Below are 26,009 nucleotides of genomic sequence, written 5' to 3' on the forward strand. Positions count from 1 at the left end.
GTCTGGCAGGTATGCGCAAACTGCTGGGAGCGAGCCTGCTGCTGTTCACCGTGACGGCGTGCGGAGCCGGCACCGGCGGCGCTCCGGCGGGCAGTCCCGCCCCGGCGACGTCGGTGCCGGGCACGGTCACGCCGACCCTCGACCCGTCGTCGCCGCCGGTGGCCCCGCCGCCGTCGCAGACCGTCGGGCGCCCGACGCAGGGCATCGCGCCCGGGGACGACGTCATCGCCGAGAGCCAGGTCGACGCGCGCGGGCTGCCGGAGGGCTACCCGCGCACGCTGACCCGCAGCATCGACGGCAAGCAGGTGATCCTCGGCGCCGAGGAGGGCGGCTGCCGCCGCGTCTCGGCCCGCCTCGGCGACCAGACACCGCAGCAGGTGGTCGTGCTGATCGCCGTCTCCGCCGCGAAGAAGGGCCAGATGTGCCCGGACTACATCAGGGAGATCAGCATCCCGCTGACCCTGGCCGCGCCCCTCGGCACCCGCACGGTCGTCCTCCGCCAGGGCTGACGGCCTTCAGCCGGCGGCCGCCGCGGCCATGACCGGGTGCCAGCGGGTGGCGTCGAAGATCAGGGTGATCGCCTCGATCCGGCCGTCCCGCAGGCGGAAGTGCTCGGCCGTGCGCTGGGTTCCCACCGGCGTCGCGGTGTGGACGTCGTAGACGAGCGTGGCCTCCGATTCGCCGTACAGCTCGCTGATCATCTCCACGCCGGAGACCACCTGCAGGAACCCGGGCAGCCCGGCCAGATGGCCGTCGGCGTCCGAGCTGAGCAGCGGGCTCCGGAAGGTGAACGTGCCGGCGAGCTGCGCGGCCGCGGCGGGCACGTCGCCGTCGAACCTCGCCCGGTGGTAGGCCTGAACGGTCTCGCGGGTCGTCATGGTCGGTCCTCCAGGTAGCGGGTCAGGTGGTGCTGGTTTTCCACGACACGCAGGCACAAATGCCGCAGCAGGGCGATTTCCCCGGGGGTGAACCCGCGGAAGACGGCCGCCATGGCCGCCTGGGACGGGCGGCGGAACTCTTCGAGCCATGTCCGCCCGGCCGGGGTGATCCGGGCGAGCACGGAACGCCGGTCCGCCGGGGCGGGCACGCGGATCGCGAGCTCGCCCCGCTCGAGCGTGTCGACCAGGCCGGTCACGTTCCGCGAACTGACCCCGGCGGCAGCGGCCAGGTCCTTGATGCTGATCCCGTCCTCGCTCCCGCTGAGCCGGATCAGGACGTCCAGCGCGCCTGGGCTCAGCCCCCGGCTGTCCGTCCCGTGCGCGCGCAGGGAGTCGAGGCCCCGCGAGGCCGTCCGGATCGCCGCGGCCGCTTCCAGCGGGCCGATGTCGTCGTCGACGGCGAAGTCGCCGAGGGCGGCCCGGACCCCGGGATCGAACAGCCGGCCGTCCGGATCGGGCGTGAAATCTACGTCCTTCATGATGAAGCCATACATTAGTACGTGCTTCCGTATCTGTCACGATCTTCGTGCAACCCCGCGCCGGGCCCGTTCCGTCCTGGACGCATGAGGTACTTAGCGAAGGTGGTCGGAACAGGCGCGATCCTCTTGACGGCGACGGCCTGTGCCGGCCAGGACCTGCCCACCAGTCAACCCGCGGCCGGCGGCAGCTCGGTCGCCCCCACCGGCAGCGTTTCGACCTCGCCGAGCGAGTCGGTCCTGCCGGCGCCGCCGAACCAGCCGGGCAAACCCCGGCTCGAGGTGCCCGAGGGCAGCACCCCGGTGCCGCCGAACAAGGTCGACGCCGCCGCGCTGCCCGCCAACTACCCGCACGAGGTGTGGACGGCGAACGGCGGCACGATCCTCAACATCCGCGCCCAGGAGGGCGGCTGCGGCCACGCCCTCGGCGAGGCGACCGAGCAGGCAGGCGACCGCGTGGTCGTCAACCTGAGCGAGACCAAGGCGCAGACCGGCCAGATGTGCACGATGGACATCCGGTACCCGGTGATCTCCGTCGCCCTGGCGGCGCCGCTGGACCAGCGCACCGTCGTGTTGAAGGCGACCAAATGATCTAGGCTCGGGTGATGGGTAGCCGTCAGGTCTCACGCACCGCGATCGTCGCCACGACCCCGGAGAAGATCTTCGGGCTCCTGGCCGATCCGGCCCAGCACCCGCTCATCGACGGGTCCGGCACGGTCCGGGCCGCCCAGTCCGGCGGCCCGGACCGGCTCGCGCTCGGCGCGAAGTTCGGCATGGACATGAAGATGGGCGCGTCCTACAAGATCCTCAACACCGTGGTCGAGTTCGAAGAGGGCCGGCTGATCGCCTGGCGGCACTTCAACGGGCACCGCTGGCGCTGGCGGCTCGAACCCGTCGACGGCGGCCGCACCGAGGTCACCGAGACCTTCGACTGGTCGACGGCGAAGTTCCCGCTCGCCATCAGCCTCAGCCCGTTCCCGCGCAAGAACGCCGAAGGCATCGAGAAGACGCTGGCCCGGCTCACGGAGCTGTTCCCGGCCTGACAGGGTTCACGCACATTAGTTGTACGATGCTTAATATTGTCCGTGCAACTAAAGTGGGGTAGTCGGTGCCACAGCCGGTCCGGCGGCGAGTGGTCCTCGCCGTCTGCTGCATGAGCCTCTTCATCGTCGGGCTCGACAACACGATCGTGAACCTCGCGCTCCCGGCGATCCGGGACGATCTGGGCGCGTCGGTGTCGAGTCTGCAGTGGACGATCGACGCGTACACGCTCGTCCTGGCGAGCCTGCTCATGCTGTCCGGCTCGACCGCGGACCGCGTCGGCCGCCGCCGGACCTTCCAGACCGGTCTCGCGCTGTTCAGCCTCGGCTCGCTGCTGTGCGGGGTCGCGCCGAACGTCGGGCTGCTGGTCGCCTTCCGCGCGCTGCAGGCGATCGGCGGGTCGATGCTCAACCCGGTCGCGCTCTCCATCGTCACCAACATCTTCACCGAGCCCCGCGAGCGCGCCCGCGCGATCGGCGTGTGGGCCGGGGTGGTGGGGCTGAGCATGGCGGTCGGGCCGGTGGTCGGCGGCGCGCTCGTCGGCTGGGCCGGCTGGCGCTCGATCTTCTGGATCAACGTCCCGGTCGGCGTGGCCGCGATCGTGCTGACGGCGCTGTTCGTCCCCGAGTCGCGTTCGCCGCGCCCGCGCCGGCTCGACCCGGTGGGCCAGCTGCTGGTGATGGTCCTGCTGGCGTCGGTGACCTACGGGATCATCGAAGGCCGCGGCACCGGCTGGGGCTCGCCGCCGATCGTCGCCTGCTTTGTGGTCGCCGCGGTCGCGCTGGCGGTGCTGCTGCCCTACGAACGCCGGCGGCGGGATCCGTTGCTGGAGCTCAGGTTCTTCCGCAGCGTCCCGTTCTCCGGCGCGACGCTCACCGCGGTCACCGGGTTCTCCGCGCTCGCGGGCTTCCTCTTCCTCAACACGCTGTACCTGCAGGAGACCCGCGGGTTTTCCGCGCTGCACGCGGGATTGCTGACCCTGCCGATGGCGGCGGTGACGGCGGTGTGCGCGCCGCTGTCGGGCCGCGTGGTCGGCGCGCGCGGGCCCCGGCTGCCGCTGCTGGTCGCGGGCGCGGGGATCACGATCGCCGGGCTTGTGCTCGCCGGGATCGGCCCGGCCACCCCGGTTCCGGTGCTGGTACTGGGTTACGCGGTCTTCGGTGCCGGCTTCGGCATGCTCAACGCGCCGATCACGAACGCGGCGGTGTCCGGCATGCCCCGCGAGCGCGCGGGTCTCGCGGCGGCGGTGGCCTCGACCAGCCGTCAGGTGGGGATCTCGCTCGGGGTCGCGGTCATCGGCGCGGTCGTCGCGGCCGGGGAGCCGACGGTCGCGCCGGGGACGGGACACCTCGCGTGGGGGATCGTCGCGGGCTGCGGAGTGCTGGTGTTCGTCCTCGGCCTGGCGACGACGGGCCGCTGGGCGCTGGCCACCGCGGCGCGGGTCAATGGTCCGGACCACGATGTGGCGCCGGTCGGCTGAGCTTCTTCGAAGCCGTCGAAAACTCTTCGCAAATCCGGTGAACCGACGCTGTTACCGAGCCGTATCCATGGTTGAGGTGGTGATCAGAGAGGAGGGGCACATGCCCCGGTTGAGCAGTGGTCGGCACCGCAAGCAGGCGACCGTCGGTCTGGCCGCGTTGCTGGGTGTTTCCGGCGTCACCGCGGCCGCGATCGCGCTGAGCAGTCCCGCGGGCAACGCGGCCGAAGCGCCGAAGGAGAACTGTGGCGGGCTCGACACCGCCCTGCAGAACAACTTGAACTTCATCGCGGGCCAGCAGGCGAACCCGGACGCGCAGTCGGCCGCGAGGATCGCCAACCGGCAGGCGGTCGTGGACCTGATCCAGCAGCGGCGGCAGGTCGCGGGCTGCACGGCGAACGTCGCGGCGAACAACGGCGCGCCGGCCCAGCAGGCTCCGGCCCAGCAGGCGCCGGCCGCGCAGGCCCCGGCGCAGCAGGCGCCCGCGCAGCAGAACCAGAACCAGGCCGGGGCGAACACCGGGAACCAGGGCGCGACCGGCGACGTTGTGTGCGCCGGCTCCACCGTGACGCTCTCGGGCGAAGGGGGCGCGCCGGCCGCGTCGAGCAACCAGTTCCCGGCGGGGACGAAGCTGAAGGTGACCAACCTGGACAACTCGAAGTCCACCACGGTGGCGGTGACGTCGGTGTCGGGCAGCTGCACGCTGCTCAACAACGCGGCCTTCGAACAGGTGCGGGAACCCGGAAAGTTCCTCATCCGGCGCGCGCGGATCGAGCGCGTCGGCTGAGGGAGCAGGGAAGGAAAGGGGGCATCGGCGGCGGGCCGGTGTCCCCTTCCCTTGCGTCCTAACGGAAGCTGATCTGCAGCACCGGGTCGCCGGTGCTGGCGAAGAAGTCGTTGCCCTTGTCGTCGATGACGATGAACGCGGGGAAGTCCTCGACCTCGATCTTCCAGACGGCTTCCATGCCGAGCTCGGCGTACTCGAGGACGTCGACCTTCTTGATGCAGTCCTGCGCGAGCCGCGCGGCCGGGCCACCGATCGAGCCGAGGTAGAACCCGCCGTGCGTCTGGCACGCGGAGGTCACCTGCTTCGAGCGGTTTCCCTTGGCCAGCATGACGAGTGAGCCGCCGGCGGCCTGGAACTGCTCGACGTAGGAGTCCATCCGCCCGGCCGTCGTCGGGCCGAACGAGCCGGACGCGTAGCCCTCCGGCGTCTTGGCCGGGCCCGCGTAGTAGACCGGGTGGTTCTTCAGGTAGTCCGGCATCTCCTCGCCGGCGTCGAGGCGCTCGGCGATCTTCGCGTGCGCGATGTCACGCGCGACGACCAGCGGGCCGGTGAGCGAAAGCCGCGTCTTGACCGGCAGCTGCGAGAGCTGCGCGCGGATCTCGGCCATCGGCCGGTTGAGGTCGACGCTCACGACGTCGTCCGAGAGGTCCTCTTCGGTGATCTCGGGGAGGAAGCGGGCGGGGTCGCGCTCGAGCTGTTCGATGAAGACGCCGTCGGCGGTGATCTTGGCCTTGGCCTGACGGTCGGCCGAGCAGCTCACGGCGACGCCGACGGGGCAGCTGGCGCCGTGGCGGGGGAGCCGGATGACACGCACGTCGTGGCAGAAGTACTTGCCGCCGAACTGCGCGCCGATGCCGAACTGGCGGGTCATCTCGAGGACCTGCTGCTCGAGGTCGCGGTCGCGGAAGGCGTGGCCCAGCTCGGAACCCTCCTGCGGCAAGTTGTCGAGATAACGCGCCGAAGCGAGCTTTGCGACCTTCAAGTTGAACTCGGCCGACATGCCGCCGACGACGATGGCGAGGTGGTACGGCGGGCAGGCCGCGGTGCCGAGGCTGCGCAGCTTCTCGTCGAGGAAGCGCGCGAGCCGCTTCGGGTTCAGGACGGCTTTTGTTTCCTGGTAGAGGAAAGTCTTGTTGGCGCTGCCGCCGCCCTTGGCCATGAAGAGGAACTCGTAGGTCGGGTCGCCCTCTTTGTGGTAGAGCTCGATCTGCGCGGGGAGGTTCGTGCCGGTGTTGCGCTCGTCCCAGAAGTTGACGGGCGCCATCTGCGAGTAGCGCAGGTTCAGCTGCTGGTAGGCGTCGAAGATGCCCTGCGAGAGCGCGCGCTCGTCGTCCCCGCCGGTGAGCACGCCTTCGCCGCGCTTGCCGATGACGATCGCGGTGCCGGTGTCCTGGCACATGGGGAGAACGCCGCCGGCGGAGATGGCTGCGTTGCGGAGGAGGTCCATCGCGACGAAGCGGTCGTTGCCGCTGGCTTCGGGGTCGTCCACGATCGCGCGGAGCTGCTCGAGGTGTGATGTGCGCAACAGGTGCTGGATGTCTTTGATCGCGGTGCGCGCGAGGGTGGTGAGCGCTTTTGGCTCGATCTTCAGGAAGGTCCGCCCGGCGGCTTCGACGGTCTCGACGCCCTCGGCGGTGACCAGCCGGTACTCGGTCTTGGTGTCCTTGCCGAGGGGGAGGACTTCGGTGTGCTGAAACGTGGTGGTGGACGGCACTGCCAGGCTCCTTTGCCAGCTCCGGGATCGGTCCACCCTACGCAGGATGGTCGGGGGGTGGGATGGGCGCACCTGGGTCGGTGTGGGGCACCCCACTTGGGGTTCGGTTTGGTGGAGTGGTGTGGGGCGTTATGGGCTGTCTCGCGCGGTTCTTTGTTCGGCCTCGGGGTTCGTGTTCCCATCGCCTCGAAGTCTGGGGTTCGTGTTCCCGCCGCCTCGAAGTCCGGGCTTTGTGTTCCCACCACCCCGACGCCCGATTGTGACTACGGCCGGCAGTACCGCGTCAAGGCGGGAAAGATGCCTTGACCCGGCACCGCCGGCCGTGTTCTGGCTTCGGATCGGGGTTGCGGGGGGTCTGGCTGGCTTGCCTGCCCCGGCTGCCTGCCTACCTGCCCGCCCGGACTGTCGGCCCGCCCGGCCGCCGGCTGCCTACCTGCCCGGGCTGCCTGCCTGCCCGCCCGGGCTGGCCGCCTACCTGTCCGGCTGCCCGGGGCTGCCTGCCCGCCCGGCCGGCTGCCTACCTGCCCGGCTGCCCGGGCTGCCTGCCCGCCTACCTGCCCGGCTGGGGCGGTGCCTTCGGTGTGCTTCACAACCGCTGAGCTGGTCGGGAGGCCGGGTCCACCCCGACGGACCCGACCTCCCGGGGAGAGCGACCGGATGCGTGCACATCCGGGCGCGTGGTCTGCGCCGGTGCCGGTGGAAGCCGCTAGACGAATGTGGCGTGATGCACCTCATAAGTCAACGCGGCCGAACGGGTGTCGGCGAAGGGTTGCTACCCCCGTTTTGTGGGGGCAAAACCCCTTTTTCGTGGAAAATTTTCCAGTCTGGCGCTGCGAAACCCGGACCTGCTGGTCATGGCACGCAAAAGGGGCGGGCACCCGTAGGTGCCCGCCCCTTTGAGCAGAGTCGATCAGCTGGCGTACGCGCGGAGCCGGTCCGCGCGCTCGCCCTGGCGGAGCTTGGACATGACCTCGCGCTCGATCTGGCGGACGCGCTCGCGGGAGAGCCCGAAGTGCTTGCCGATCTGGTCGAGCGTGCGGGGCTGGCCGTCGTCGAGGCCGTAGCGCAGGCGGATCACGTGCTGCTCGCGGTCGTCCAGTGTTGCCAGGACGCGGCGCAGGTCGTCCTGCAGCAGGCCCGAGATCACCGCACTCTCGGCGTCGGTCGCCTCGGAGTCCTCGATGAAGTCGCCGAGGGGGGCGTCCTCCTCCGTGCCGACCGGCATGTCCAGGCTTACCGGGTCACGCGAGTGGTCGAGCAGGTCGGAGATCTTGTGCGCCGGGATGCCCGACTCGGCCGCCAGCTCGTCGTTCGTCGCGTCGCGGCCGAGCTGCTGGTGCAGGTCGCGCTTGATGCGGGCCAGCTTGTTCACCTGTTCCACCAGGTGGACCGGGAGCCGGATGGTGCGGCCCTGGTCGGCCATGCCCCTGGTGATGGCCTGCCGGATCCACCACGTGGCGTAGGTCGAGAACTTGAACCCCTTGGAGTAGTCGAACTTCTCCACCGCGCGGATCAGGCCCAGGTTCCCCTCCTGGATCAGGTCCAGCAGCGGCATCCCCCGGCCGGTGTACCGCTTGGCCAGCGACACGACGAGGCGCAGGTTGGCCTCGAGCAGGTGGTTCTTCGCCACGTGCCCGTCGCGCACCAGGGCGGCGAGCTCGGTGCGGCGCTTGGTGGTGAGGTTCTCGCCGGTGTCCAGCATGTGCTGGGCGAAGACGCCGGCTTCGATGCGCTTCGCGAGCTCGACCTCGTCGGCCGCGGACAGGAGGGCCGTCTTGCCGATGCCGTTGAGGTAGACGCGCACGAGGTCGGCGGCGGGGCTCTGGGCGTCGAGGTCGGCGTCGGTGAGCGCCCCCACGCTCAGCGACGACGGTTCCTCGGACGCCTGAGCCGGGATGCGCTCGCGAATCCCGCGCGACTCGCGTTCGAGAGTCTGGACTGACATTCTGCCTCCCCGGTCACGGGCTGAACGTGCTGCTGCGGTGGTCCGCCGGTGCGCACCCGCGGCCCGGGGCCTGTGGAACCCGGTACGCCGGTCCGGCCGGCTTGGCTGGACATCTGGCACAACGCTCCGGGTTCCCGAAACGTTCCCGGCTCGCTGAAAAGGAGACGACTCCGGGCGCCCTCCGGTTGCTCCACCATTGCTGAGCTTTTGCTGAGAACGCGCGACCGACGGGAAACCTGAGAATCCCGTGTGAATCGGGCCGGGAACTGAACCCTCCCGGGGTGGTCTAGACCTCTATGAGAACGGTGAACGGACCGTCGTTGACGCTCGACACCGCCATCATCGCCCCGAACCGTCCCGTTGCCACGGTGGCGCCGCGTCCGCGCAGCTCGGCCACCACGGCGTCCACCAACGGTTCGGCGACCTCGGGCCGCGCGGCCTGCGTCCACGACGGCCGCCGGCCTTTCTTCGTGTCGCCGTAGAGCGTGAACTGGCTCACCACGAGCAGCGGCGCATTCGCCGTGGCGCATGATTCCTCGTCGCGGAGCACGCGCAGTTCGTGCAGTTTCCGCGCCATCGTGACGGCCTTCGGCGGGTCGTCGTCGGCGTGGATTCCCAGCAGCACCAGCAAACCCGGCTCGTCGATGGCGCCGACGACCTCACCCGCGACGGTGACGTCCGCCCGGGTGACGCGGGCCGCGACGGCCCTCACTGGCCCGCCGGGACGAGCATCCCGTGGCGGACGAGCTCACGCACGACCGGCAGCGCGGCGGCCGCCAGCTCCGAAGCTTCCAGGCCCTGCGCGGCCGCGAGAAGCTCGATCAGGTCTTCCAGGGGCAACGCGCCACGGCAGCCCGCGAGCAGCCGCGCGGCCAGCTCGTCGACCTCGTGCTGCCAGCCCGGCCCGTCGGTGCGGTGCAACCGCCGGATGGTCGTTTCCCAGCCCTCGTCCCCGGGTTCCTCGACGCTTTCCAGCAAAACCGTGTCGGGCACCACAAAACGGACATCAAGGAGCGAATCACCCGATTCGTGCAACCATTCCACCCGGTCGAGCCAGCCCGCCGCTTCCGGGCCGAGCGGGTCGTCGTAGGCCTGCCGCAGGTCTTCGCAGACGACGGTCGGGGTCCGCCCGGCCGCGCGCCGCAGGGTGACGAACCCGAAGCCGATGCCGCGGACGTCGTTCGCCGCGAACCAGTCGAGCCACGCCGCCGCCTTCACCCGCCCCTCGGGCGAGCGCGGCTCGATGCCCGCGTCCCGCAGCCAGGTGCCGACGTACAGCGCCGGGTCGGCGACGTCCCGCTGGACGAACCAGGCGTCGGTCTCGGCGGGCAGCCAGCGGCTCACCCGGTCGGCCCAGTCCTCGCGGCCGGTGTGCAGCCAGGACGCCAGCAGCTGCCCGACCCCGCCGTCGTTCAGGAAACCCGGGAGCTGCCGCACGACCAGCGCGCTCGCGTCGTCGCCGGCCAGCCCGGAGTCGCGGTAGGTGTAGTCGACGCGCGCCGGGCCGACCACGAACGGCGGGTTGCAGACGACCTGGTCGAACTTCCGCCGCGCGACCGGCGCGAACCACTCGCCGCGCGCGAGCTCGACGTCCAGCTCGTTGAGCCGGAACGTCGCCGCGGCCAGCGCCAGCGCCCGCTCCGAGACGTCGGTGGCGGTCACGCGCTGTGCGTGCCGGGTCGCGTGCAGCGCCTGCACGCCGTTGCCGGTGCCCAGGTCGAGCAGGGTGCCGACCGGGCGGCGGCTGGTCGCGCGGATCAGCGACAGCGACGCGTGGCCGACGCCGAGCACGTGGTCCTCGGGCACCGCGGCGCCGAGCACGTCGGCGTCGAGGTCGGAGACCACCCACCAGGAGCCTTCTTCGTCGCCGTGCGGGCGGACGTCGAGCGCGGCGCGGTAGCCGTCGGCGGCCAGGGTGAGCAGGCCCGCCGAGACCGCGTCTTCCGGCGTCAGCGGCGCGAACGCGGCCTTGACCTGCGTCTCCGGCTCGGTGCCGCCCAGCAGGAACAGCCGGATCAGCGTGCCCAGCTCACCCGCGTCGCGGCTCGCGCGCTCGGCCGGGACCGGCTCGCCGCGGCCCAGCGCCGCGTGGGCGGCGCCGCCGAGGGCGCCCACCACGCCGTCGGCGTCGTAGCCGGTGCGGCGGAAGGCTTCGCGCAGCCTCGCGCAGACGTCGTCGGACAGGTCGGGCAGTACGCTTCGCGTGCTCACGGTGGGTAATGCTGCCACGATGGCCCCTGTGACCCTCGAAGACGTCCTCACCCCGCTCGCCGCGGCGCTGCCCGAGCTCGAAGCGCTGTACATCGACCTCCACCGCCACCCCGAGCTCTCGTTCGCCGAGACCCGGACCGCGGCCGAGCTGGCCCGGCGGCTGGAGCGCGACGGCTACGAGGTGCACACCGGCATCGCCGGCACCGGCGTGCTGGGCGTCCTGCGCAACGGCGAGGGCCCGACGGTCCTGCTGCGCGCCGACATCGACGCGCTGCCGGTCGAGGAGAAGACCGGGCTGTCGTACGCGAGCACCGAGCGCGGCACCGACGAGCACGGCAAGGACGTCCCGGTCATGCACGCCTGCGGGCACGACATGCACGCGACCTGGCTCTCCGGCGCCGCCGCGCTGCTCGCGAAGGGCCGCGACACGTGGTCCGGCACGCTGCTGGTGGTGTTCCAGCCCGGCGAGGAGAGCGCGGGCGGGGCGTCGGCGATGGTCCGCGACGGCCTCTTCGAGATCGCCGGGAAACCGGACGTCGTGTTCGGCCAGCACCTGGTGCCCGGCCCCGCCGGCTGGGTGCTCACCCGGCCCGGCGTGATCATGGCCGCGACCGACACCCTGCGCATCACGCTGCACGGCCGCGGCGGGCACGGCTCGCGCCCCGAGACGACCGTCGACCCGGCCGTGCTGGCCGCGTCCGTGGTGCTCAAGCTGCAGACGATCGTGTCGCGGGAGATCGCCGCCACCGAGTCGGCCGTGGTCACCGTCGGCTCGCTGCACGTCGGCACCGCGAGCAACGTGATCGCCGACGAGGCCGTGCTCGAGGTCAACGTCCGGTCGTTCGACCAGGCGGTCCGGGAGCGGGTGCTGGCCGCGGTCGAGCGGATCGCGATCGGCGAGTCCGCGACGGCCGGCGCGCCGAAGCCGCCCGAGATCGTCCGGTCCGGCTCCTACCCGATCACGGAGAACGACGAAGCCGCCAACAACGCGCTCACCGAGGTCTTCCGCGCCCGCTTCGGCGCCGACGTCGTGCTGCCGGCGCCGCTGGTCACGGGCAGCGAGGACTTCAGCGAGTTCGGCCGGGCGGCCGGCGCGCCGTCGGTGTTCTGGCTGGTCGGCGGCTTCGACCCGGAGACCGTCGTCACAGCGATGACCGAGGGTCGGTTCGAACGCGACATCCCGTCGAACCACTCGCCACGGTTCGCCCCGGTGCTGCACCCGACCCTGCGCACCGGCATCGAGACGCTCGTCGCCGCCGCGTTGAGCCGGTTGAGCCACCCCGGTGTCGGATGAGCCGCGCGGGTGGGACGATGGAGAGCGGAGGTGGTGCAGTGACCATGCCCGCCAACGACTCGGACCCGGTGCTGATCACCGCGGCGGCCCCGTCGTACGAAGAGCAGTTCAAGGCTCGCAAGCGCAAGTACGTGATCATGATGGGCTGCCGCATCCCGTGCCTGATCCTGGCCGGGCTGACCTACCACACCTGGTGGCTGGCGCTGGGGTTCCTCGCGATCTCGGTCCCGCTGCCGTGGATCGCGGTGCTGATCGCCAACGACCGCCCGCCGCGCAAGTCCGAGAAGGTCAACACCTACCGGGCCGAGGCGACGGCGATCGAAGGCACCAGCCACCGCGTCATCGACGGCTAGCGGTCACCCCGGCTGCGGGCCCACCTTCCCGACGGCCAGCGCGCCCAGGCGCGTCCCGTGCCGCAGGACGTCCACAGTGGACTCCCCGGCCAGCCAGCCGGTGAGCACACCCGCGTCGAACGCGTCCCCGGCGCCCGTCGAGTCGAGGCACTCGGCCTCGACCGCGGGCACGCTCGTGACGCCACCCGCGTCGACCCAGCTGGCGCCGTCCAGCCCGGCGGTCACCACCACCGCGCCGACCGTGCCGAGCAGCTCCTTCGCCGACGCCGGGTCCGCCGAACCGGTCAGCGCGACCAGCTCCTCGGTGTTCGGCATCAGCAGGTCGGCTCCGCGCACGTCGTCGAGGAAGGCCGCCGGGTCGGTGATGTGCGCGGCCGCCTGCGGGTCGACCGACGTCGTCAACCCCGCTTCCTTCGCGGCGGCCAGCGCCGCGAGCCCGGCCGCGCGCGACGGCGGGTCCAGCAGCACGTACCCGGACAGGTGCAGGTGGCTCGCGCCCGCCAGCACCTCCGGCGTGACGTCCTCGGGGGAGAAGCGCTGGTTCGCGCCGCGGTCGGCGAGCATGCTGCGTTGCCCGGAGCCGTCGACCATCACCACGACGCAGCACGTCGGCGCCTCGTCGTCGACCGCGAACGCGCACCGCACCCCCGCGGCCTCCAGCTCCGCGCGGATCAGCCGGCCGCCCGGGTCGTTGCCGATCCGGGCGAGCAGCGTCGTCTCCGCGCCGAGGGAACGCAGCCACAGCGCCGTGTTGGCGCCCGAGCCGCCGCCGGTGAACCGGATCTTCGCGCGCGCGTCACCCCCGTGCGGCAACGGCTTCTCGTGCCGGGCGATCACGTCCAGGGCGGCGTCGCCGACCACCACGATCCCGCTCATGCCAGCGCCACCGCCACTTCGGTCGCCAGCTTCGCGTTGTTGAGCACCAAGGCTTCGTTCGCGTCGATGCTCACGCCGCCGCTCGCGGTGTGGAAGTGCTCCAGCAGCACCGGCGTGACTTCGGCGCCGTGCACGCCCCGCTCGGCGACCAGCGCCAGGCCCTCGGCGAGCAGCCGGTCGTGCAGCTCTTTGTCCATTTCGGACGCTTCGGGGATCGGGTTCGCCAGCAGGACACCGGAATCCGCGTACGCACGGTGCGCGGCGACCACGGCGGCGGTCTGCTTCGGGTCGTCGACCCGCCAGCCGACGGCGTGGCCCGACGAGCGGAGGTAGAACGCCGGGAAGTCGTCGGTGCGGTACCCCAGCACCGGCACGGAGTTCGTCTCCAGCACTTCCAGCGTCGCCGGGATGTCGAGGACCGACTTCACGCCGGAGCAGACGACCACGGTCGGCACCTTCGCGAGCACGCCGAGGTCCGCGGAGACGTCCCACGACTGCGCCGCGCCGACGTGCACGCCGCCGAGCCCGCCGGTGGCGAACATCCCGATGCCGGCCGCGGCGGCCAGCGCCGACGTGCTCGCCACGGTCGTCGCGCCCGAGCGGCCGAGGCCGACGGCCGGGCCGAGGTCGCGCAGCGACAGCTTGTCCAGACCGGCGTCCGGCGCGCAGACGCGCTCGAGCTCGGCGGGGGAGAGGCCGACGACGACCTTGCCGTCGAGCACGGCGATGGTGGCCGGGACGGCGCCGCCGTCGCGCACGACCCGCTCGAGGCGGCGGGCGACGTCGAGGTTGCGGCCCGGCGGCAGGCCGTGGGACAGGATGGTGCTCTCCAGCGCGACGACGGGGTGCCCGTCACGCAGCGCGGAAGCGACCTCTTCGTGCAGGTTGAGTGGGGTGGTCACGAGGAACCATCATCGGTGATCGGCTCGCTCGCCGCGCCAGTGGGTCAGCTCGGCCGTCAGGTTCTTCACCGCGGTGGTCGCCCAGCGTGTCCGTGCGGCTTCGCTGCGGTAGAGGGTGCCGGACAGCATGCCTTCGAGGACGGCGATGCGGCCTTCGCGCCAGACGTCGTCGGGGTACTTCGCGTACTCCTCGCGCACCGCCTTGGCGTACGCGGCGTAGTTCGCTTCCGGCGCGCCGAGGATGGCGAGATCGGCGTCGAGCAACGCGGTGGCGAGGTGGTCGTCCGGCGGGGCGTCGTGCTTGATCGTGGCGAGGATGAGGCCTTCGACACGGTTGATGTGCTCTTCTCGGACGCCTTCCAGCGCTTCGCGGGCCCATGCGGCACTGGCGCGTTCGTCTTCGCCGGGCTTCGCGTCGTAGACGACGTCGTGCGTCCAGGCGGCCGCGGCGACGATCGCGCGCCCGGTGGCGTCGAGGTCCGCCGCCAGCCAGGCGGAGTCCCGCGCGACCGCGGCCGCGTGGTCGAGCGTGTGATAGCGGCGGTGCGGTTCGCCGTAGCGGGCTTCGAGGCCCGGCCGGGGTACGCCACCCAGCGCGGTGACGGCTTCGGCCCACTTCACGGGAACGTCCAGCGGGTCGGTGAGCCCGAGAAGTCCTTCTCCCGCAACCCGAACACCTTCTCCGGCCGCAGCCGCATCGACGCGTTGGTGGCGGGGTCGAGAAAGTCTTCTTCGTACGAAGTCTCGTATTTCGTGTTCATCGCGGCGAGGAACCCGCGCAGCGCGTCCGGGTCGGTGACGATCTCGGCCGTCCCTTCGACGACGACGGGTTCGTACGGGTCGTCCGTCGCGATCGACACGGCCGAACCCGCGGCGATGTTCCGCGCCTTCACCGACCGCAGCGACGAGGAGAACCACAGCACTTCGCCGGTCCACACCGCCCAGACCGGCATCAGGTGCGGCCGCCCCGCCGGGGTGACGGTCGACAGCCAGAAGTCGTGCGACTCCCGCAGCCGCGTCTCGGCCCACGACCAGGGCAGCAGGCCCGCGGGACCGGCCGTGATCCCGTAGCCGGGCATGTGCGGCCGCTCCTGACGTGGGGTGGCCATCAGTCGAAGATGCCCCGCGGCCGCGCCACCTGGTCGAGCCAGTCTTCGAGCTGCTTCTCCCAGTTGACGTCCGGCTTCATGGTGAACATCCCCAGGAAGTCCTGCCCGCGGCCGCCGAAGCCGCCGCTCTTGCTGACCCGGACGTTCTTGGTGACCTCCAGGACGACGTCCGTGCGGCTCGACGACGCCAGGAACGTCACCGCGAGCTGGGAGAACACGCTCGCGAAGCGCGGCGAAGGCGTGAAGCGGACCTCTTGGAAGAACGGCAGCTGCTGCTGAGCGCCGTTGATCCGGCCCTGCTCGAGGATCGCCTCGCGGAAGACGAAGCCGATCCGGCTCAGCGCGTCGAGGACCCGCTTCTGCGCCGGGATCGGCTCGATCGCGACGGCGTCGGCGTCGAACGGGTCGGACACCGCTGCCGCCAGGTCGAGCTCGGCGCGCACGCCGACCGCCATCCCGGTGAGCGGCTTGCCGAAGACGCTGGTGATCGGCGTCTCCCAGGGCAGCGGCAGCTCGAACGGCAGCCGGACCTGCTGGCCGGCGCGGATGGTCTCGGCGCCCACCAGGTGCTGGGAGCCGAAGGGGAGGTCTTCGGTCTTGTCCGCGCCGGGCACCTGGACGCGGGCCAGCAGCGTCACGTCGAGGCCCTTGATCTCCTGGTCGACCTCGCCGCCGGCCAGCAGGACCTCGCCGTGCAGGGGACGGCCGGGGGAAGCGGTCCGGTCGAGCAGCCGGGCGTCGATCTTCGCCCCGCCCGAGCCGAACGTCGCGAGCACCTTCTGGAACATGCCGCAGATCCTGCCAGGCCGGGGGGCTTTCGTACGAGGTTCGGCGGGACTCGGGCACAATGGCCGGGTGAGCACCGAGACGCTGACGAAGCCGGAGACCACGCCCGAGGGCACGGACACCACCGACGACGACACCCCGAAGATGTTCCACTACGTGAAGAAGAACAAGATCGCCGAAAGCGCGGTCATGGGCAATCACGTGGTGGCGCTCTGCGGCGAGGTCTTCCCGGTGACGAAGTCGCCGAAGCCCGGTTCGCCGGTCTGCCCGGCCTGCAAGGAGATCTTCGACGGGCTGCGCCCGGGCGAGTGACCCCGGCCTGAATCCCCCCGGCGGGTGAGCCCGCCGGGTCTTTCCGCTGTCCGGAACCGGACAGCTTCCCGAACAAACGTGAAAAACCTTCATTCGGCGGGTGTGCGGGGTGCGGGACTCCTGGTAAATCCCTGACGCCAGGTTTCCTCACCCACCGGAGTCGCACATGCGCAGGACCGGGATCGTCGTCGCCGTAGCCGCCTTGCTCACCGTGTTCGCGCCCGCGCTGGCGCAGGCCGTCACGGGCTGGTCGGAGGTCGGGCGGGACCAAGCCCGCGCCCTCGACGAGAGCCAGGGGCTCGCCACGATCGTCCGCCCGTCGGGCACCACCATCCGCTACACCGGGATCAGCACCATCCCGGCGGACCTCAGCTCGCAGGGCTGGAACCACGTCGGCGACCCGGGCTCGGCCCAGGGCTGGTACGTCGAGCCCTACCAGCGTGACGACCGGGGCGCGAAGCTCTTCCGCGTCCAGGCCCCGGACGGTTCGTGGGCCAACTACAAGCACAACCTCGAGTCCTGGGAAGCGAACAACAACTCCTTCGCCGCGGTGTCGCCGGACGCCCGGTGGATGGTGGCGGGGGAGTGGGGCACGATGGACCGCCTCCTGGTCCACCCGATGCCCGGAGCGGTGTTCGGCACGCCGGGCGAGAACCTCCCGCTCGCCGGCACGATCCGCCTCGACCACCCGGTCCGCGACGTCCAGGGCTGCGACTTCCAGACGGCGACCCGCCTCCTCTGCGCATCCGACGACCCGGACGGCAGCCTCTTCGGCACGACGAAGCCGCTGCTGCAGGTGGATCTCGCGGGCCCGCTGTCCGGTTCGGACGTCGCGGGTCACGTGACTTCGCTGGGTCAGCTGCCGTTGCGCAGCGGCTGCAGCGGCAACTTCGAGGTCGAGGGCATCGATTTCGACGAGCGGGACAACACCCTGCGCGTGATCGTGATGTCGCCGAGCATCTGCATCCTCTTCGACAGCATGACCTACCGCTTCAAGCAGTGAACACGCCGAAGGCCCGGCACCTCCCGAGGGAAGTGCCGGGCCTTCGACGAACTCGGGTCAGGCGGTGGGGGCGGGGTCCAGGGACTCCGACTCCGGCGCCTTCGCCGGGTGACGGCGAGCCTCGCGCCGCGCGCGGCGACGCTCCTTCCGGGTCTCGACCATCGTGTACAGCGTCGGGACCAGCACCAGCGTCAGCAGCGTCGAGCTGACCAGGCCGCCGATCACCACGATCGCCAGCGGCTGGCCGATGAACCCGCCCTGGCCGGTGATGCCCAGCGCCATCGGGACCAGCGCGAAGATCGTCGCCGCCGCGGTCATCAGGATCGGGCGCAACCGCCGCCGGCCGCCCTCGGTGACCGCGTCCGAGACGCTCATCCCCTCCGCGCGGTACTGGTTGATCAGGTCGATCAGGACGATCGCGTTCGTCACCACGATGCCCACCAGCATCAGCATGCCGATCAGCGCCGGCAGGCCGAGCGCGGTGCCCGTCGCCAGCAGCAGCCCGATCGCGCCGGTCGCCGCGAACGGGATCGACACCAGCAGGATCAGCGGCTGGATCAGGCTGCGGAACGTCGCCACCATGATCAGGAACACGATCGCGATCGCCGCCAGCAGCGCCAGGAACAGGTTGGAGAACGCCTCCTGCTGGTCCTGGCTCACGCCGCCGAGGGAGTACGACGCGCCGCCGGTGAACGTCAGTCCGTCCAGCTTGGACTGAATGTCCGCCGTGGTCTTGCTCAGGTTGTCGCCGGTGTTCTTGGCGGTGACCGTGGTCGAGAGGTCGCCGCCGGTGCGGTGCACCGACGCCGGGCCGTCCACAGTGGACACCTTCGCGACCTCGTCGAGCCGGACGACGCCGGCCGGGCCCGGGATCGGCAGGCTCTTGACCTGGTCGACCGTCACCGGCGCGGCGCCGGCGCGCAGCACGACGTCCGTGCGCTGGCCGCCGACCGGCAGCTGCGTCACCGTGCGGCCGGCGATCGCCTGGTTGGCGACCTGGCCGATGGTGCTCGCCGACAGCCCGTGCGCGGCGGCCGCGGCGTCGTCCACCTCGACCTGCACCCGCGGCGAGCCGACGGCCAGGTCGCTGGTCACCTCGGTCAGCCCGGACACCCCGCCCAGCGCCTGCACCACCTGGTCGGACGCGGGCTTCAGCGCGGCCTCCGACGGCGCGGTCACGGTGACCGAAACCTGGTCGGAGTTGAAGCCGGAGGCGTCCGCGCCGATCTTGATCTCACCCAGCTCGGGCCGCGACGTCAGCTTCGCGCGCAGCCGGTCCGACAGCGCGTCGAGGTCGGTGTCCTTCGCGACGGTGACCGAGATGCTCGTCGACGTGCCGCCGCCCCCGAACCCGCCGAACGCGCCACCTCCGCCGACGCTCACCTGGTACGTCTGCACCGCGCTCTCGGCCGCCAGGGCCTGCTCGACCGCCGTCGCGGCCTTCTCCTTCGCCTCGACGCTCGTGCCGGCGGGCAGCTTCTGCGTCATGTTCAGCGTGGTGCCGCCGGACTGGTCGAGGAAGTTCGTGTTCAGCCGCGTCGCGAGCCCGACCGTGCCGGCGAAGATCAGCAGCGCCAGCAGGACGACGGTGAGCCGCCGCTTGGTCGCGAACCGGATCACCGGCAGGTACGCCCGCTGCAGGAGGCCGCGGCGCTCCTTCTCGACGGCGGCTTCGCGCGCCCGCTCGGCCTCGATGGCGTCCGTGGGCACCTTCGGCTGCTTCAGGAACCAGTACGCCAGCACCGGAACCACGGTCAGCGAGACGAGCAGCGACGCCAGCAGCGCCACCGTCACGGTGATCGCGAACGGCGAGAACAGCTGGCCGACGAACCCGCCGACGAACGCGATCGGCAGGAAGACCGCGACGGTCGTCAGCGTGGACGACGTCACCGCGCCGGCCACCTCGCGGACGCCGTCGAGCACCGCTCGTTCCTTCGCCTCGCCGTAAGCCAGATGTCGCTTGATGTTCTCCAGCACGACAATGGAGTCGTCCACCACCCGGCCGATCGCGATCGTCAGCGCGCCGAGGGTGAGCAGGTTGAGCGACAGGTCGCCGGTCCACAGCGCCAGCAGCGCGACCACCACCGACAGCGGGATCGACACCGCCGTCACCAGGGTCGAGCGCACCGACAGCAGGAACAGCAGGATGACGACGACCGCGAACGCCAGGCCCAGTAGGCCTTCGGTGGTCAGGCCGCTGATCGCGTCCTTCACCGGCGTGCCCTGGTCGAACACGATGTTCATCTCGGCGCCGGTCTTCTTCGACAGCTCCGGCAGCTTGTCGCGCACGGCGTCGGAGATCGCGACGGCGTTCCCGTTGTCCACCATGGTGATCGAGAGGCCGAGGCTCGGCTTGCCGTTGGTGCGCGTGATCGACGTCGGCGGCGCGAAGCCGGTCTGCACGTCGGCGACGTCGCCCAGCTTCACCGGCCCGCGCGGCGGCGTGCCCCGGGTGGCGCCGGAAGCGGCGCCCGGGGTCAGGTAGAGGTTGCGGATCGTGTCCACAGTGGTCTGGCCGCCGCCGACCTGGACCGACAGTGTCTTGTCGCCCTCGGTCAGGGTGCCGGCCGGCACCGCGGCGCCGGCGGTCTGCAGCGTGGTGGCGATCGACGTCGGGTCGACGCCCGCCGCGGCCAGCTTCGCGTAGTCGAGGGTGATCGTGACGCGCGGCTGCTGCACGCCGGTGACGGTGACCGTGCGGACGCCGTCGATCTTCCGCAGCTCGGGCGCGACCTGGTCGGTCAGCGCGGGCGCGAGCTGCTGCGGGTCCCCGGCCGTGCCCGCGGCGACCAGCACGACCGGCAGGTCGTCGGTGCTGCCCGCGGACACCGAGGGCTCGGAGTTCTGCGGCAGCCGCGGCTGGACCTGGTTCACGATCTGCTGGATCTGCTGCACGGCGGCGTCGAGGTCGGTGCCGAACGCGAACTGCGTCACCACGCGCGAAACGCCGTCCGAGGACGTCGAGTTGATGTCCTCCAGGCCCTTCAGCCCCTGCAGGGCGCCTTCCAGGGGCTCGGTGACCTGCTTGTCGACCGCGTCCGGCGACGCGCCCGCGTACGCGGTGACGATCTGGGCCTGCGGGAACTGCAGGGACGGGAACAGCTGCTGCTTGATCTGCGGCAGCGCGAAAGCCCCGAAACCGACGACGACGAGCGCGAGCAGGCCGATCAGGCTTCGGTTGCGCAGGCTCAATCTGGCCAGCACGGACATGACTTGGGAACCCCCTCGGGAACGACGCGGCGACCGACGCCTGCGTCAGTGACCGGGGCAGCTTTTCACGGCGATGCTGAGGAGCGACTCAGTCTGCGGGTTGATTTTGTGTCGTCCGCGGGGATGAATCGCGACCCTGAGCCGCGCTGGGTGCCGGTTCCGGTGCGCTGGGTGACGGTTCGTCCTCTTCGGACGCTTCACCGTCGCCGTTTGCGGAGACGTCTTCGGCGCGCGGGCGCCGCAGCGGCGTGGTCGTGCGCTCCCACAGCTTGCGCCCTTCCTCCGTGCGCAGCCGCTCGGAGGCGCGTTCCATCTCCAGCCGCCGCCACTTCCGGCGCTGGCGCCGGGTCGCCTTCGCCGGCCACAGCTCCTGGATCGCGCTGTTGAAGTACGCCCCGCCGACCACGGCGAGCCCGACGAAGAACGTCAGCAGCAGGAACGCGATCGGCGCGGCCAGCGCGCCGTAGGTGTACCCCGTCTTGGTGATCCAGTTCAGGTAGATGCGCAGGCCGACCGAGGAGAGCAGGAACACGACCATGGCGAGCACCGCGCCCGGCAGCCCGCGGTGCCACGGCAGCTTCCGCGGCAGGGCGAGCTTGTACAGCGTGGTCAGCGCGAGGGTGATCATCACCGCGAGGGTCGGGAAGTAGAGCGCGTTCACCCACGACGCCACCGTCGGACGCCAGTCCGTGGGGAAGAACTCGGGCAGCAGGTCGGGGCCGATCGCCAGCAGCGGCAGGCCGACCACCAGGATCACCAGGCCGCCCAGGTACAGCAGCAGCGCGAAGATCCGCTGCCAGACGTCGTTGCGGACGCCGTACTGGTCGTGCGCGACCGTGATCGCGTCGACGAACGACGACATCGCCGACGAACCCGCCCACAGCGAGATCAGGAAGCCGACCGAGACGATTTCGCCCTTGCCGACGGTGAGGATGCTGTTGACCGTGGGTTCGATGATGTCGTGGACGGCGTTCTGGCTGAACACGGTCCGGCAGAAGCCGATGATCTTGTCGTGCACGGCCGAGACGACGTTCTGGCCGAACCATTCGCCGATGAAGCCCAGGCTGCCGAGCAGGCCGAGCAGCAGCGGGGGCAGCGAGAGCGTCTGCCAGAAGGCGGCCTCGGCGGCCTCGGAGAAGATGTTGCCTTCCCAGGCCTTGGCGAGCGTGCGCGTGAGCAGCCGCCACGGCCCCCTTCGGGCCACCTTCGTCGCTGCGGACGGCTGCACCTCACCCATGACGTGTCCAGCATGGTCCATCCGTGCGGATTTGGCTCGTCACACCCCCTGCGGCCGGGCGTGTCGGGTGACATCACCCGTGCCGGTGCCCGGAACTGTCGGACCCGGCCGGTAGACTCGCTCCAGTGCCCTCACCGCAGCCATCGACGCCGAAGTCGGTGCCACAGTGAGGGTTTTTGCACGTCACAGCGCACGTCAAGGCACTTGAGCGAGGGGGGACCGGCATGACGGAGACGCAGCTCGGGGCGCCTCCCGCGGAGAAGGACTCGACCGCGCGCCCGCTGCGGGCGTGGCAGCGGCGGGCACTGACCAAGTACCTGACGACGCGGCCCAAGGACTTCCTCGCGGTGGCGACGCCCGGGGCCGGCAAGACGGTGTTCGGCCTGCGGATCGCGGCGGAGCTGCTGAGCGACCGCACGATCGAGGCGGTCACCATCGTTACGCCGACCGAGCACCTCAAGCACCAGTGGGCCGCGTCGGCGGCGCTGGCCGGCATCCAGATCGACTCGAACTTCCGCAACACCACGGGCGTGACGTCGTCGGACTACAACGGCGTCGCGCTGACGTACGCGCAGGTCGCGGCCCACCCGACGCTGCACCGCGTGCGCACCGAAAACCGCAAGACGCTGGTCATCCTCGACGAGATCCACCACGGCGGCGACGCGAAGTCCTGGGGTGACGCGATCCGCGAGGCCTTCACCCCGGCCGTCCGGCGGCTGTCGCTGACCGGGACGCCGTTCCGGTCCGACGACTCGGCGATCCCGTTCGTCACCTACGAGCCGGACGCCGGCGGCTTCCAGCGCAGTAAGGCCGACCACTCGTACGGTTACGCGGACGCGCTGGCCGACGGCGTGGTCCGGCCGGTCGTCTTCCTCGCGTACTCGGGCGAGGCGTCCTGGCGCACGAGCGCGGGGGAGGAGTTCACCGCCCGGCTCGGCGAGCCGCTGACGGCGGAGCAGAACGCCCGCGCCTGGCGCACGGCCCTCGACCCGGCGGGCGAGTGGATCCCGGCGGTGCTGCAGGCGGCCGACACCCGGTTGTCGCAGGTCCGCCAGCACGTCCCGGACGCCGGCGGCCTGGTCATCGCGACCGACCAGGAGACGGCGCGCGCGTACGCGAAGATCCTGGAGCGCCTCTCGGGGGAGGCGCCGACGCTGGTGCTCTCGGACGACCCGAAGGCGTCCGGGCGGATCAAGGAGTTCTCCGAGACGAAGGAACGCTGGATAGTGGCGGTCCGCATGGTCTCGGAAGGCGTCGACGTCCCGCGGCTGGCGGTGGGGGTGTACGCCACGAGCGCGTCGACCCCGCTGTTCTTCGCCCAGGCGATCGGCCGCTACGTGCGAGCCCGCAAGAAGGGCGAGACGGCGAGCGTGTTCCTGCCGTCGGTGCCGGTGCTGCTGGAGCTGGCCAGCGAGCTGGAGGCGCAGCGCGACCACGTGCTGGGCAAGCCGCACCGCGAGCAGGAGGGCTGGGAGGACGAGCTCCTCGCCCAGGCCAACCGCACCGAGGACGAGCCGGGCGAGGAGGAGAAGGCGTTCACGTCGCTGGGCGCCTCGGCCGAGCTCGACCAGGTCATCTACGACGGCAACTCGTTCGGCACGGCGGTGTTCTCGGGGTCGGACGAGGAGCAGGAGTACCTCGGGCTGCCGGGCCTGCTGGAGCCGGACCAGGTCCGCGCGCTGCTGCGCAAGCGGCAGGAAGAGCAGATCGCGGACGAGAAGCGCCGCAAGCCCGCGAAGGAGGAGGCGCCCCCACCGGCGGCCCGCCCGGCATCGGTGAGCGAGCGGCTGGGAACGTTGCGCAAGGAGCTGAACGCGCTGGTGGGCATGTACCACCACCGCACGAAGAAACCCCACGGCGCGATCCACAACGAGCTGAGGCGGGTGTGTGGTGGGCCGCCTACCGCGATGGCGACCGTGGAGCAGTTGGAGGAGCGGATCGTCACCCTGCGGTCCTGGTGACTTCTGCTGGCTGAGCCGGGTTGCCGAGCCCGGCCAGGCTGGGGGATCGAGGTTGCGCGGCGGTCGGCCTGCTCCGGTCGCGCCGACTGAGGTCGGCCGACCTTGATCTGGCGTGCGGCTCGGCGCGGGATTGCGGTTCGGCGCTGACCGCTCACCGGGGTGCCCGCCAGTTCGGGTCGAGTGCTTGACCTTGGCGTGCGGCTCAGCGCGGGATCGCGGTCCGGCTCCGACCGCTTGCCAGGGATGCCCGCGAGTTGGGCCGACCTTGACCTTGGCGTGCGGCTCGGCGGGGGGTGCGGCTCAGCGCGGGATTGCGGTTCGGCGCCGACCGCTTGCCTGGATGCCCGCCAGTTCCGATCGAGCTCGCTTGACCTCGGGGCGCGGCTCAGCGCGGGATTGCGTTTCGGCGCCAACCGCTCACCTGGGGCCTACGAGCACCGGTGAGTCCGCTCGACCGGCGCTGCCCGGTCCGCGGTTTGCTCGCCGATCCGTCCAACCCGGGTAGCCGCCGGCTCCAGCCGAGCCCACCTCACCGGCCCAGCTGCCAGGCCCGTCCCAGCCACCGGTGTCGCCCAGGAGGCTGAACCCGCCGGTCACCGTCCGTTCCACCACCACCTCCACGGACCTTCCACAACTCCGTGACGTTGCGTGCCCGATCGGTCTTCTCCCGGCTGCCCGTGCGTCCCCCGGCCGGTGGCGCTTCGGGCATCCCGGGTGCGAAGTTCGCAAGTGGGCGACCAGTCCCGTGTGTTTGCCGTGGGTTCACCACCACTTCGCGGTGGATCGCACTCGGTGTACACCGGCGGAGTACCTTCAAGGCGTCAAGAAACCTGGATGTAACACAGGGTGAGTGCTGGCGATCACATCGTCAGCGGATCTACTCTTTCCGGGCGAGGTTCAGCTCGTGTTGCCGAACCGTGTCCAATTGGTGTCATTTAATCGATCCAGCTATCTTCCCCGCAGCCGCTCAGCGGCATATGTTGTCGCCCACAACATATGCGCGTCGGTGCGCCGGGACCCTCCGGATCGCCGCCCCGCTAGGCCCGAAGCGAAGCCGAGGGCCGCTCGTCACCAATGCTTGGATCCGGAAGGAACGAGGATGCGCAGCAGAACCCTTACCCTCCTCGCCGCGACGGTGAGCACCGGCCTGGTGCTGTCCGCTTGTGGTGCCAACAGTTCAGACAGCGGGGGCACGGGGAGCAGCTCCGCGTCCTCGTCCGCGCCCGCCGCCGCCGGCGGCGCCAGCGGCAAGGTCGGCGTCATCCTCCCGGAGACCGCCACCTCGGCGCGCTGGGAAGCGTTCGACAAGCCGATGCTGCAGGCCGCGCTGTCGGCCCAGGGCTTCGAGGTCGACGTTCAGAACGCCCAGGGTGACAACCAGAAGTTCGCCACCCTCGCCGACGGCTTCATCAGCTCCGGTGTCAAGGTCCTGATCATCGCCCCCGGTGACCCGGCCGTCGGTTCCGCGGTCGAGACCAAGGCGAAGGCCGCGGGCATCCCGGTCATCGACTACGACCGCCCGAGCCTCGGCGGCTCCGCCGACTACTACGTCTCGTTCGACAACGAGAAGGTCGGCCAGCTGCAGGGCCAGGCCATGGCCGACGCGCTGAAGAGCAAGCCGGGCGCGGGTTTCGTCCAGATCGAGGGCGCCCCGACCGACAACAACGCCACGCTGTTCACCAAGGGCCAGGACTCCGTCCTCGACCCGCTGGCCTCGTCGGGCACGCTCAAGCGGATCCAGAAGCAGCCGATCAACGACTGGGACAACCAGCTCGGCGGCACGACGTTCGAGCAGATCTTCACCGCCAACGGCGGCAAGGTCGACGGCGTCGTCGCGGCGAACGACGGTCTGGCCGGCGCGGTCATCACCATCCTCAAGAAGAACGGCCTCGCCGGGAAGGTCCCGGTCACCGGCCAGGACGCCACCGCCGACGGCCTGATGGCGGTCATGCGCGGCGAGCAGTACATGACGGTCTTCAAGCCGATCAAGGAAGAGGCCGAGTCGACCGCCAAGCTGGCCGCCGCCCTGGCCAAGGGTGACACCGCGGGCGCCGACGCGATCGCGACGGGCAAGCTCCACGACCCGAAGAACAACCGCGACATCAAGTCGGTGCTGCTCACGCCGACCACGATCCTGGAGAAGGACGTCAAGACCGTCGTCACCCAGGGCTACGTGAAGGCCGCCGAGATCTGTGGTGGCGACCTCGCCGCCAAGTGCAGCTCGCTCGGCATCTCCTGAGCCATCCGCAGTACCCATGAACAGCCGGGGCGGGGGGGGGGGCCCCACGGGGGGCCCCCGCCCGTGTTCCCCCCCAGAGAAAAGGCCCCCCTCAATGAGCCCGTTTTTTCGGGCAAAGGTCCTGCAAAAAGACCCTGC

24 protein-coding genes are annotated in these 26,009 nt (G+C 71.0%); 11 read left to right on the forward strand and 13 right to left on the reverse strand.

Translation table 11 applies throughout. The annotated features are described in order from the left end of the window. Positions 1-11 precede the first annotated feature (11 nt). On the forward strand, positions 12-509 hold the full coding sequence (locus ACZ63J_RS18450; RefSeq protein ID WP_465337915.1) for a hypothetical protein: 498 nt from the start codon (positions 12-14) through the stop codon (positions 507-509). A 6-nt stretch (positions 510-515) separates the two neighbouring features. On the opposite strand, the gene ACZ63J_RS18455 is transcribed toward ACZ63J_RS18450, so the two are convergent. Continuing rightward, the gene (locus tag ACZ63J_RS18455; RefSeq protein ID WP_465403369.1) at positions 516-878 is read right to left on the reverse strand and encodes a nuclear transport factor 2-like protein; all 363 of its coding nucleotides are present in this window, start codon (positions 876-878) and stop codon (positions 516-518) included. Continuing rightward, on the reverse strand, positions 875-1,417 hold the full coding sequence (locus ACZ63J_RS18460; RefSeq protein ID WP_465403371.1) for a MarR family winged helix-turn-helix transcriptional regulator: 543 nt from the start codon (positions 1,415-1,417) through the stop codon (positions 875-877). Before ACZ63J_RS18460 ends, ACZ63J_RS18455 begins: the two co-directional genes overlap by 4 nt. A gap of 102 nt (positions 1,418-1,519) precedes the next feature. Here ACZ63J_RS18460 and ACZ63J_RS18465 point away from each other — a divergent pair, with 102 nt between their 5' ends. From ACZ63J_RS18465 to ACZ63J_RS18480, 4 genes are all read left to right on the forward strand, one after another. Beyond that, positions 1,520-2,005 carry a hypothetical protein gene (locus ACZ63J_RS18465; RefSeq protein ID WP_465403404.1) on the forward strand — a complete coding sequence of 162 codons (486 nt, stop codon included), beginning with the start codon at positions 1,520-1,522 and terminating at the stop codon, positions 2,003-2,005. Positions 2,006-2,019: 14 nt separating this feature from the next. Then, positions 2,020-2,457 (forward strand): SRPBCC family protein, encoded by a 438-nt coding sequence (locus ACZ63J_RS18470; protein ID WP_465307451.1) that lies wholly within the window; start codon positions 2,020-2,022, stop codon positions 2,455-2,457. 110 nt (positions 2,458-2,567) lie between these two features. Then, positions 2,568-3,935, forward strand: coding sequence for an MFS transporter (locus ACZ63J_RS18475; protein ID WP_465403372.1), 1,368 nt, complete (start codon positions 2,568-2,570; stop codon positions 3,933-3,935). A 100-nt stretch (positions 3,936-4,035) separates the two neighbouring features. After that, positions 4,036-4,719, forward strand: a complete 684-nt coding sequence (locus tag ACZ63J_RS18480) for a hypothetical protein (protein ID WP_465403374.1) — start codon at positions 4,036-4,038, stop codon at positions 4,717-4,719. 58 nt (positions 4,720-4,777) lie between these two features. Here the strand turns inward: ACZ63J_RS18480 and ACZ63J_RS18485 are convergent, their stop codons facing one another. From ACZ63J_RS18485 to ACZ63J_RS18500, 4 genes are all read right to left on the reverse strand, one after another. Continuing rightward, positions 4,778-6,433 carry a fumarate hydratase gene (locus ACZ63J_RS18485; RefSeq protein ID WP_465403376.1) on the reverse strand — a complete coding sequence of 552 codons (1,656 nt, stop codon included), beginning with the start codon at positions 6,431-6,433 and terminating at the stop codon, positions 4,778-4,780. Between the two features lie 910 nt (positions 6,434-7,343). Next, positions 7,344-8,378, reverse strand: coding sequence for a sigma-70 family RNA polymerase sigma factor (locus ACZ63J_RS18490; protein WP_465307443.1), 1,035 nt, complete (start codon positions 8,376-8,378; stop codon positions 7,344-7,346). Between the two features lie 286 nt (positions 8,379-8,664). Next, positions 8,665-9,090, reverse strand: coding sequence for a D-aminoacyl-tRNA deacylase (gene dtd / locus ACZ63J_RS18495; RefSeq protein ID WP_465403378.1), 426 nt, complete (start codon positions 9,088-9,090; stop codon positions 8,665-8,667). Then, positions 9,087-10,589 (reverse strand): DUF7782 domain-containing protein, encoded by a 1,503-nt coding sequence (locus ACZ63J_RS18500; RefSeq protein WP_465403380.1) that lies wholly within the window; start codon positions 10,587-10,589, stop codon positions 9,087-9,089. Before ACZ63J_RS18500 ends, dtd begins: the two co-directional genes overlap by 4 nt. 28 nt (positions 10,590-10,617) lie before the next feature. Here ACZ63J_RS18500 and ACZ63J_RS18505 point away from each other — a divergent pair, with 28 nt between their 5' ends. Continuing rightward, positions 10,618-11,883 carry an amidohydrolase gene (locus ACZ63J_RS18505; protein ID WP_465403406.1) on the forward strand — a complete coding sequence of 422 codons (1,266 nt, stop codon included), beginning with the start codon at positions 10,618-10,620 and terminating at the stop codon, positions 11,881-11,883. A gap of 17 nt (positions 11,884-11,900) precedes the next feature. Then, positions 11,901-12,236, forward strand: a complete 336-nt coding sequence (locus ACZ63J_RS18510) for a DUF3099 domain-containing protein (protein WP_465337910.1) — start codon at positions 11,901-11,903, stop codon at positions 12,234-12,236. Between the two features lie 3 nt (positions 12,237-12,239). On the opposite strand, the gene ACZ63J_RS18515 is transcribed toward ACZ63J_RS18510, so the two are convergent. From ACZ63J_RS18515 to ACZ63J_RS18535, 5 genes are read right to left on the reverse strand one after another with little or no spacing between them, the layout of a single operon-like run. Then, on the reverse strand, positions 12,240-13,112 hold the full coding sequence (locus ACZ63J_RS18515) for a carbohydrate kinase family protein (protein WP_465403382.1): 873 nt from the start codon (positions 13,110-13,112) through the stop codon (positions 12,240-12,242). Further along, positions 13,109-14,014 (reverse strand): pseudouridine-5'-phosphate glycosidase, encoded by a 906-nt coding sequence (locus tag ACZ63J_RS18520; RefSeq protein WP_465403384.1) that lies wholly within the window; start codon positions 14,012-14,014, stop codon positions 13,109-13,111. The genes ACZ63J_RS18515 and ACZ63J_RS18520 overlap by 4 nt, the downstream gene beginning before the upstream one ends. A 9-nt stretch (positions 14,015-14,023) precedes the next feature. Then, entirely contained in the window at positions 14,024-14,635 is a 612-nt protein-coding gene (locus ACZ63J_RS18525; RefSeq protein WP_465403386.1) for an HD domain-containing protein, read from the reverse strand. Then, positions 14,632-15,123: a pyridoxamine 5'-phosphate oxidase family protein gene (locus ACZ63J_RS18530; protein WP_465403388.1), complete on the reverse strand. Its 492-nt coding sequence runs from the start codon at positions 15,121-15,123 to the stop codon at positions 14,632-14,634. The genes ACZ63J_RS18525 and ACZ63J_RS18530 overlap by 4 nt, the downstream gene beginning before the upstream one ends. Next, positions 15,123-15,911, reverse strand: coding sequence for a sporulation protein (locus tag ACZ63J_RS18535; protein ID WP_465307429.1), 789 nt, complete (start codon positions 15,909-15,911; stop codon positions 15,123-15,125). The genes ACZ63J_RS18530 and ACZ63J_RS18535 overlap by 1 nt, the downstream gene beginning before the upstream one ends. Positions 15,912-15,978: 67 nt before the next feature. Between ACZ63J_RS18535 and ACZ63J_RS18540 the strand changes: the two genes are divergently transcribed. Both ACZ63J_RS18540 and ACZ63J_RS18545 read left to right on the forward strand, forming a co-directional pair. After that, positions 15,979-16,221, forward strand: coding sequence for a DUF3039 domain-containing protein (locus tag ACZ63J_RS18540; RefSeq protein WP_167379801.1), 243 nt, complete (start codon positions 15,979-15,981; stop codon positions 16,219-16,221). Between the two features lie 166 nt (positions 16,222-16,387). After that, on the forward strand, positions 16,388-17,224 hold the full coding sequence (locus tag ACZ63J_RS18545; protein ID WP_465403390.1) for a hypothetical protein: 837 nt from the start codon (positions 16,388-16,390) through the stop codon (positions 17,222-17,224). 57 nt (positions 17,225-17,281) lie between these two features. Here ACZ63J_RS18545 and ACZ63J_RS18550 read toward each other — a convergent pair whose 3' ends face one another. Further along, complete coding sequence (locus tag ACZ63J_RS18550; RefSeq protein WP_465403392.1) at positions 17,282-20,434, reverse strand: efflux RND transporter permease subunit; 3,153 nt, start codon at positions 20,432-20,434, stop codon at positions 17,282-17,284. 88 nt (positions 20,435-20,522) lie between these two features. After that, the gene (locus ACZ63J_RS18555) at positions 20,523-21,671 is read right to left on the reverse strand and encodes a YihY/virulence factor BrkB family protein (RefSeq protein ID WP_465337903.1); all 1,149 of its coding nucleotides are present in this window, start codon (positions 21,669-21,671) and stop codon (positions 20,523-20,525) included. 224 nt (positions 21,672-21,895) lie between these two features. Between ACZ63J_RS18555 and ACZ63J_RS18560 the strand changes: the two genes are divergently transcribed. Continuing rightward, positions 21,896-23,632: a DEAD/DEAH box helicase gene (locus ACZ63J_RS18560; protein ID WP_465307421.1), complete on the forward strand. Its 1,737-nt coding sequence runs from the start codon at positions 21,896-21,898 to the stop codon at positions 23,630-23,632. Between the two features lie 1,099 nt (positions 23,633-24,731). Continuing rightward, a complete protein-coding gene (locus ACZ63J_RS18565; protein ID WP_465403394.1) occupies positions 24,732-25,871 on the forward strand; it encodes a sugar ABC transporter substrate-binding protein in 1,140 nt (379 codons plus the stop codon). The last annotated feature ends 138 nt before the right edge of the window (positions 25,872-26,009 follow it).

This window comes from Amycolatopsis sp. NPDC104863 (assembly GCF_055582965.1).

What these genes read in the sequence shown, in the direction of transcription:
- ACZ63J_RS18450 (WP_465337915.1), top strand. Translation starts at nt 12, where the DNA reads ATGCGCAAACTGCTGGGAGCGAGCCTGCTGCTGTTCACCGTGACGGCG.
- ACZ63J_RS18455 (WP_465403369.1), bottom strand. Translation starts at nt 878, where the DNA reads ATGACGACCCGCGAGACCGTTCAGGCCTACCACCGGGCGAGGTTCGAC.
- ACZ63J_RS18460 (WP_465403371.1), bottom strand. Translation starts at nt 1,417, where the DNA reads ATGAAGGACGTAGATTTCACGCCCGATCCGGACGGCCGGCTGTTCGAT.
- ACZ63J_RS18470 (WP_465307451.1), top strand. Translation starts at nt 2,020, where the DNA reads ATGGGTAGCCGTCAGGTCTCACGCACCGCGATCGTCGCCACGACCCCG.
- ACZ63J_RS18475 (WP_465403372.1), top strand. Translation starts at nt 2,568, where the DNA reads ATGAGCCTCTTCATCGTCGGGCTCGACAACACGATCGTGAACCTCGCG.
- ACZ63J_RS18480 (WP_465403374.1), top strand. Translation starts at nt 4,036, where the DNA reads ATGCCCCGGTTGAGCAGTGGTCGGCACCGCAAGCAGGCGACCGTCGGT.
- ACZ63J_RS18490 (WP_465307443.1), bottom strand. Translation starts at nt 8,378, where the DNA reads ATGTCAGTCCAGACTCTCGAACGCGAGTCGCGCGGGATTCGCGAGCGC.
- ACZ63J_RS18510 (WP_465337910.1), top strand. Translation starts at nt 11,901, where the DNA reads ATGGAGAGCGGAGGTGGTGCAGTGACCATGCCCGCCAACGACTCGGAC.
- ACZ63J_RS18515 (WP_465403382.1), bottom strand. Translation starts at nt 13,112, where the DNA reads ATGAGCGGGATCGTGGTGGTCGGCGACGCCGCCCTGGACGTGATCGCC.
- ACZ63J_RS18530 (WP_465403388.1), bottom strand. Translation starts at nt 15,123, where the DNA reads ATGGCCACCCCACGTCAGGAGCGGCCGCACATGCCCGGCTACGGGATC.
- ACZ63J_RS18535 (WP_465307429.1), bottom strand. Translation starts at nt 15,911, where the DNA reads ATGTTCCAGAAGGTGCTCGCGACGTTCGGCTCGGGCGGGGCGAAGATC.
- ACZ63J_RS18545 (WP_465403390.1), top strand. Translation starts at nt 16,388, where the DNA reads ATGCGCAGGACCGGGATCGTCGTCGCCGTAGCCGCCTTGCTCACCGTG.
- ACZ63J_RS18550 (WP_465403392.1), bottom strand. Translation starts at nt 20,434, where the DNA reads ATGTCCGTGCTGGCCAGATTGAGCCTGCGCAACCGAAGCCTGATCGGC.
- ACZ63J_RS18555 (WP_465337903.1), bottom strand. Translation starts at nt 21,671, where the DNA reads ATGGGTGAGGTGCAGCCGTCCGCAGCGACGAAGGTGGCCCGAAGGGGG.
- ACZ63J_RS18560 (WP_465307421.1), top strand. Translation starts at nt 21,896, where the DNA reads ATGACGGAGACGCAGCTCGGGGCGCCTCCCGCGGAGAAGGACTCGACC.
- ACZ63J_RS18565 (WP_465403394.1), top strand. Translation starts at nt 24,732, where the DNA reads ATGCGCAGCAGAACCCTTACCCTCCTCGCCGCGACGGTGAGCACCGGC.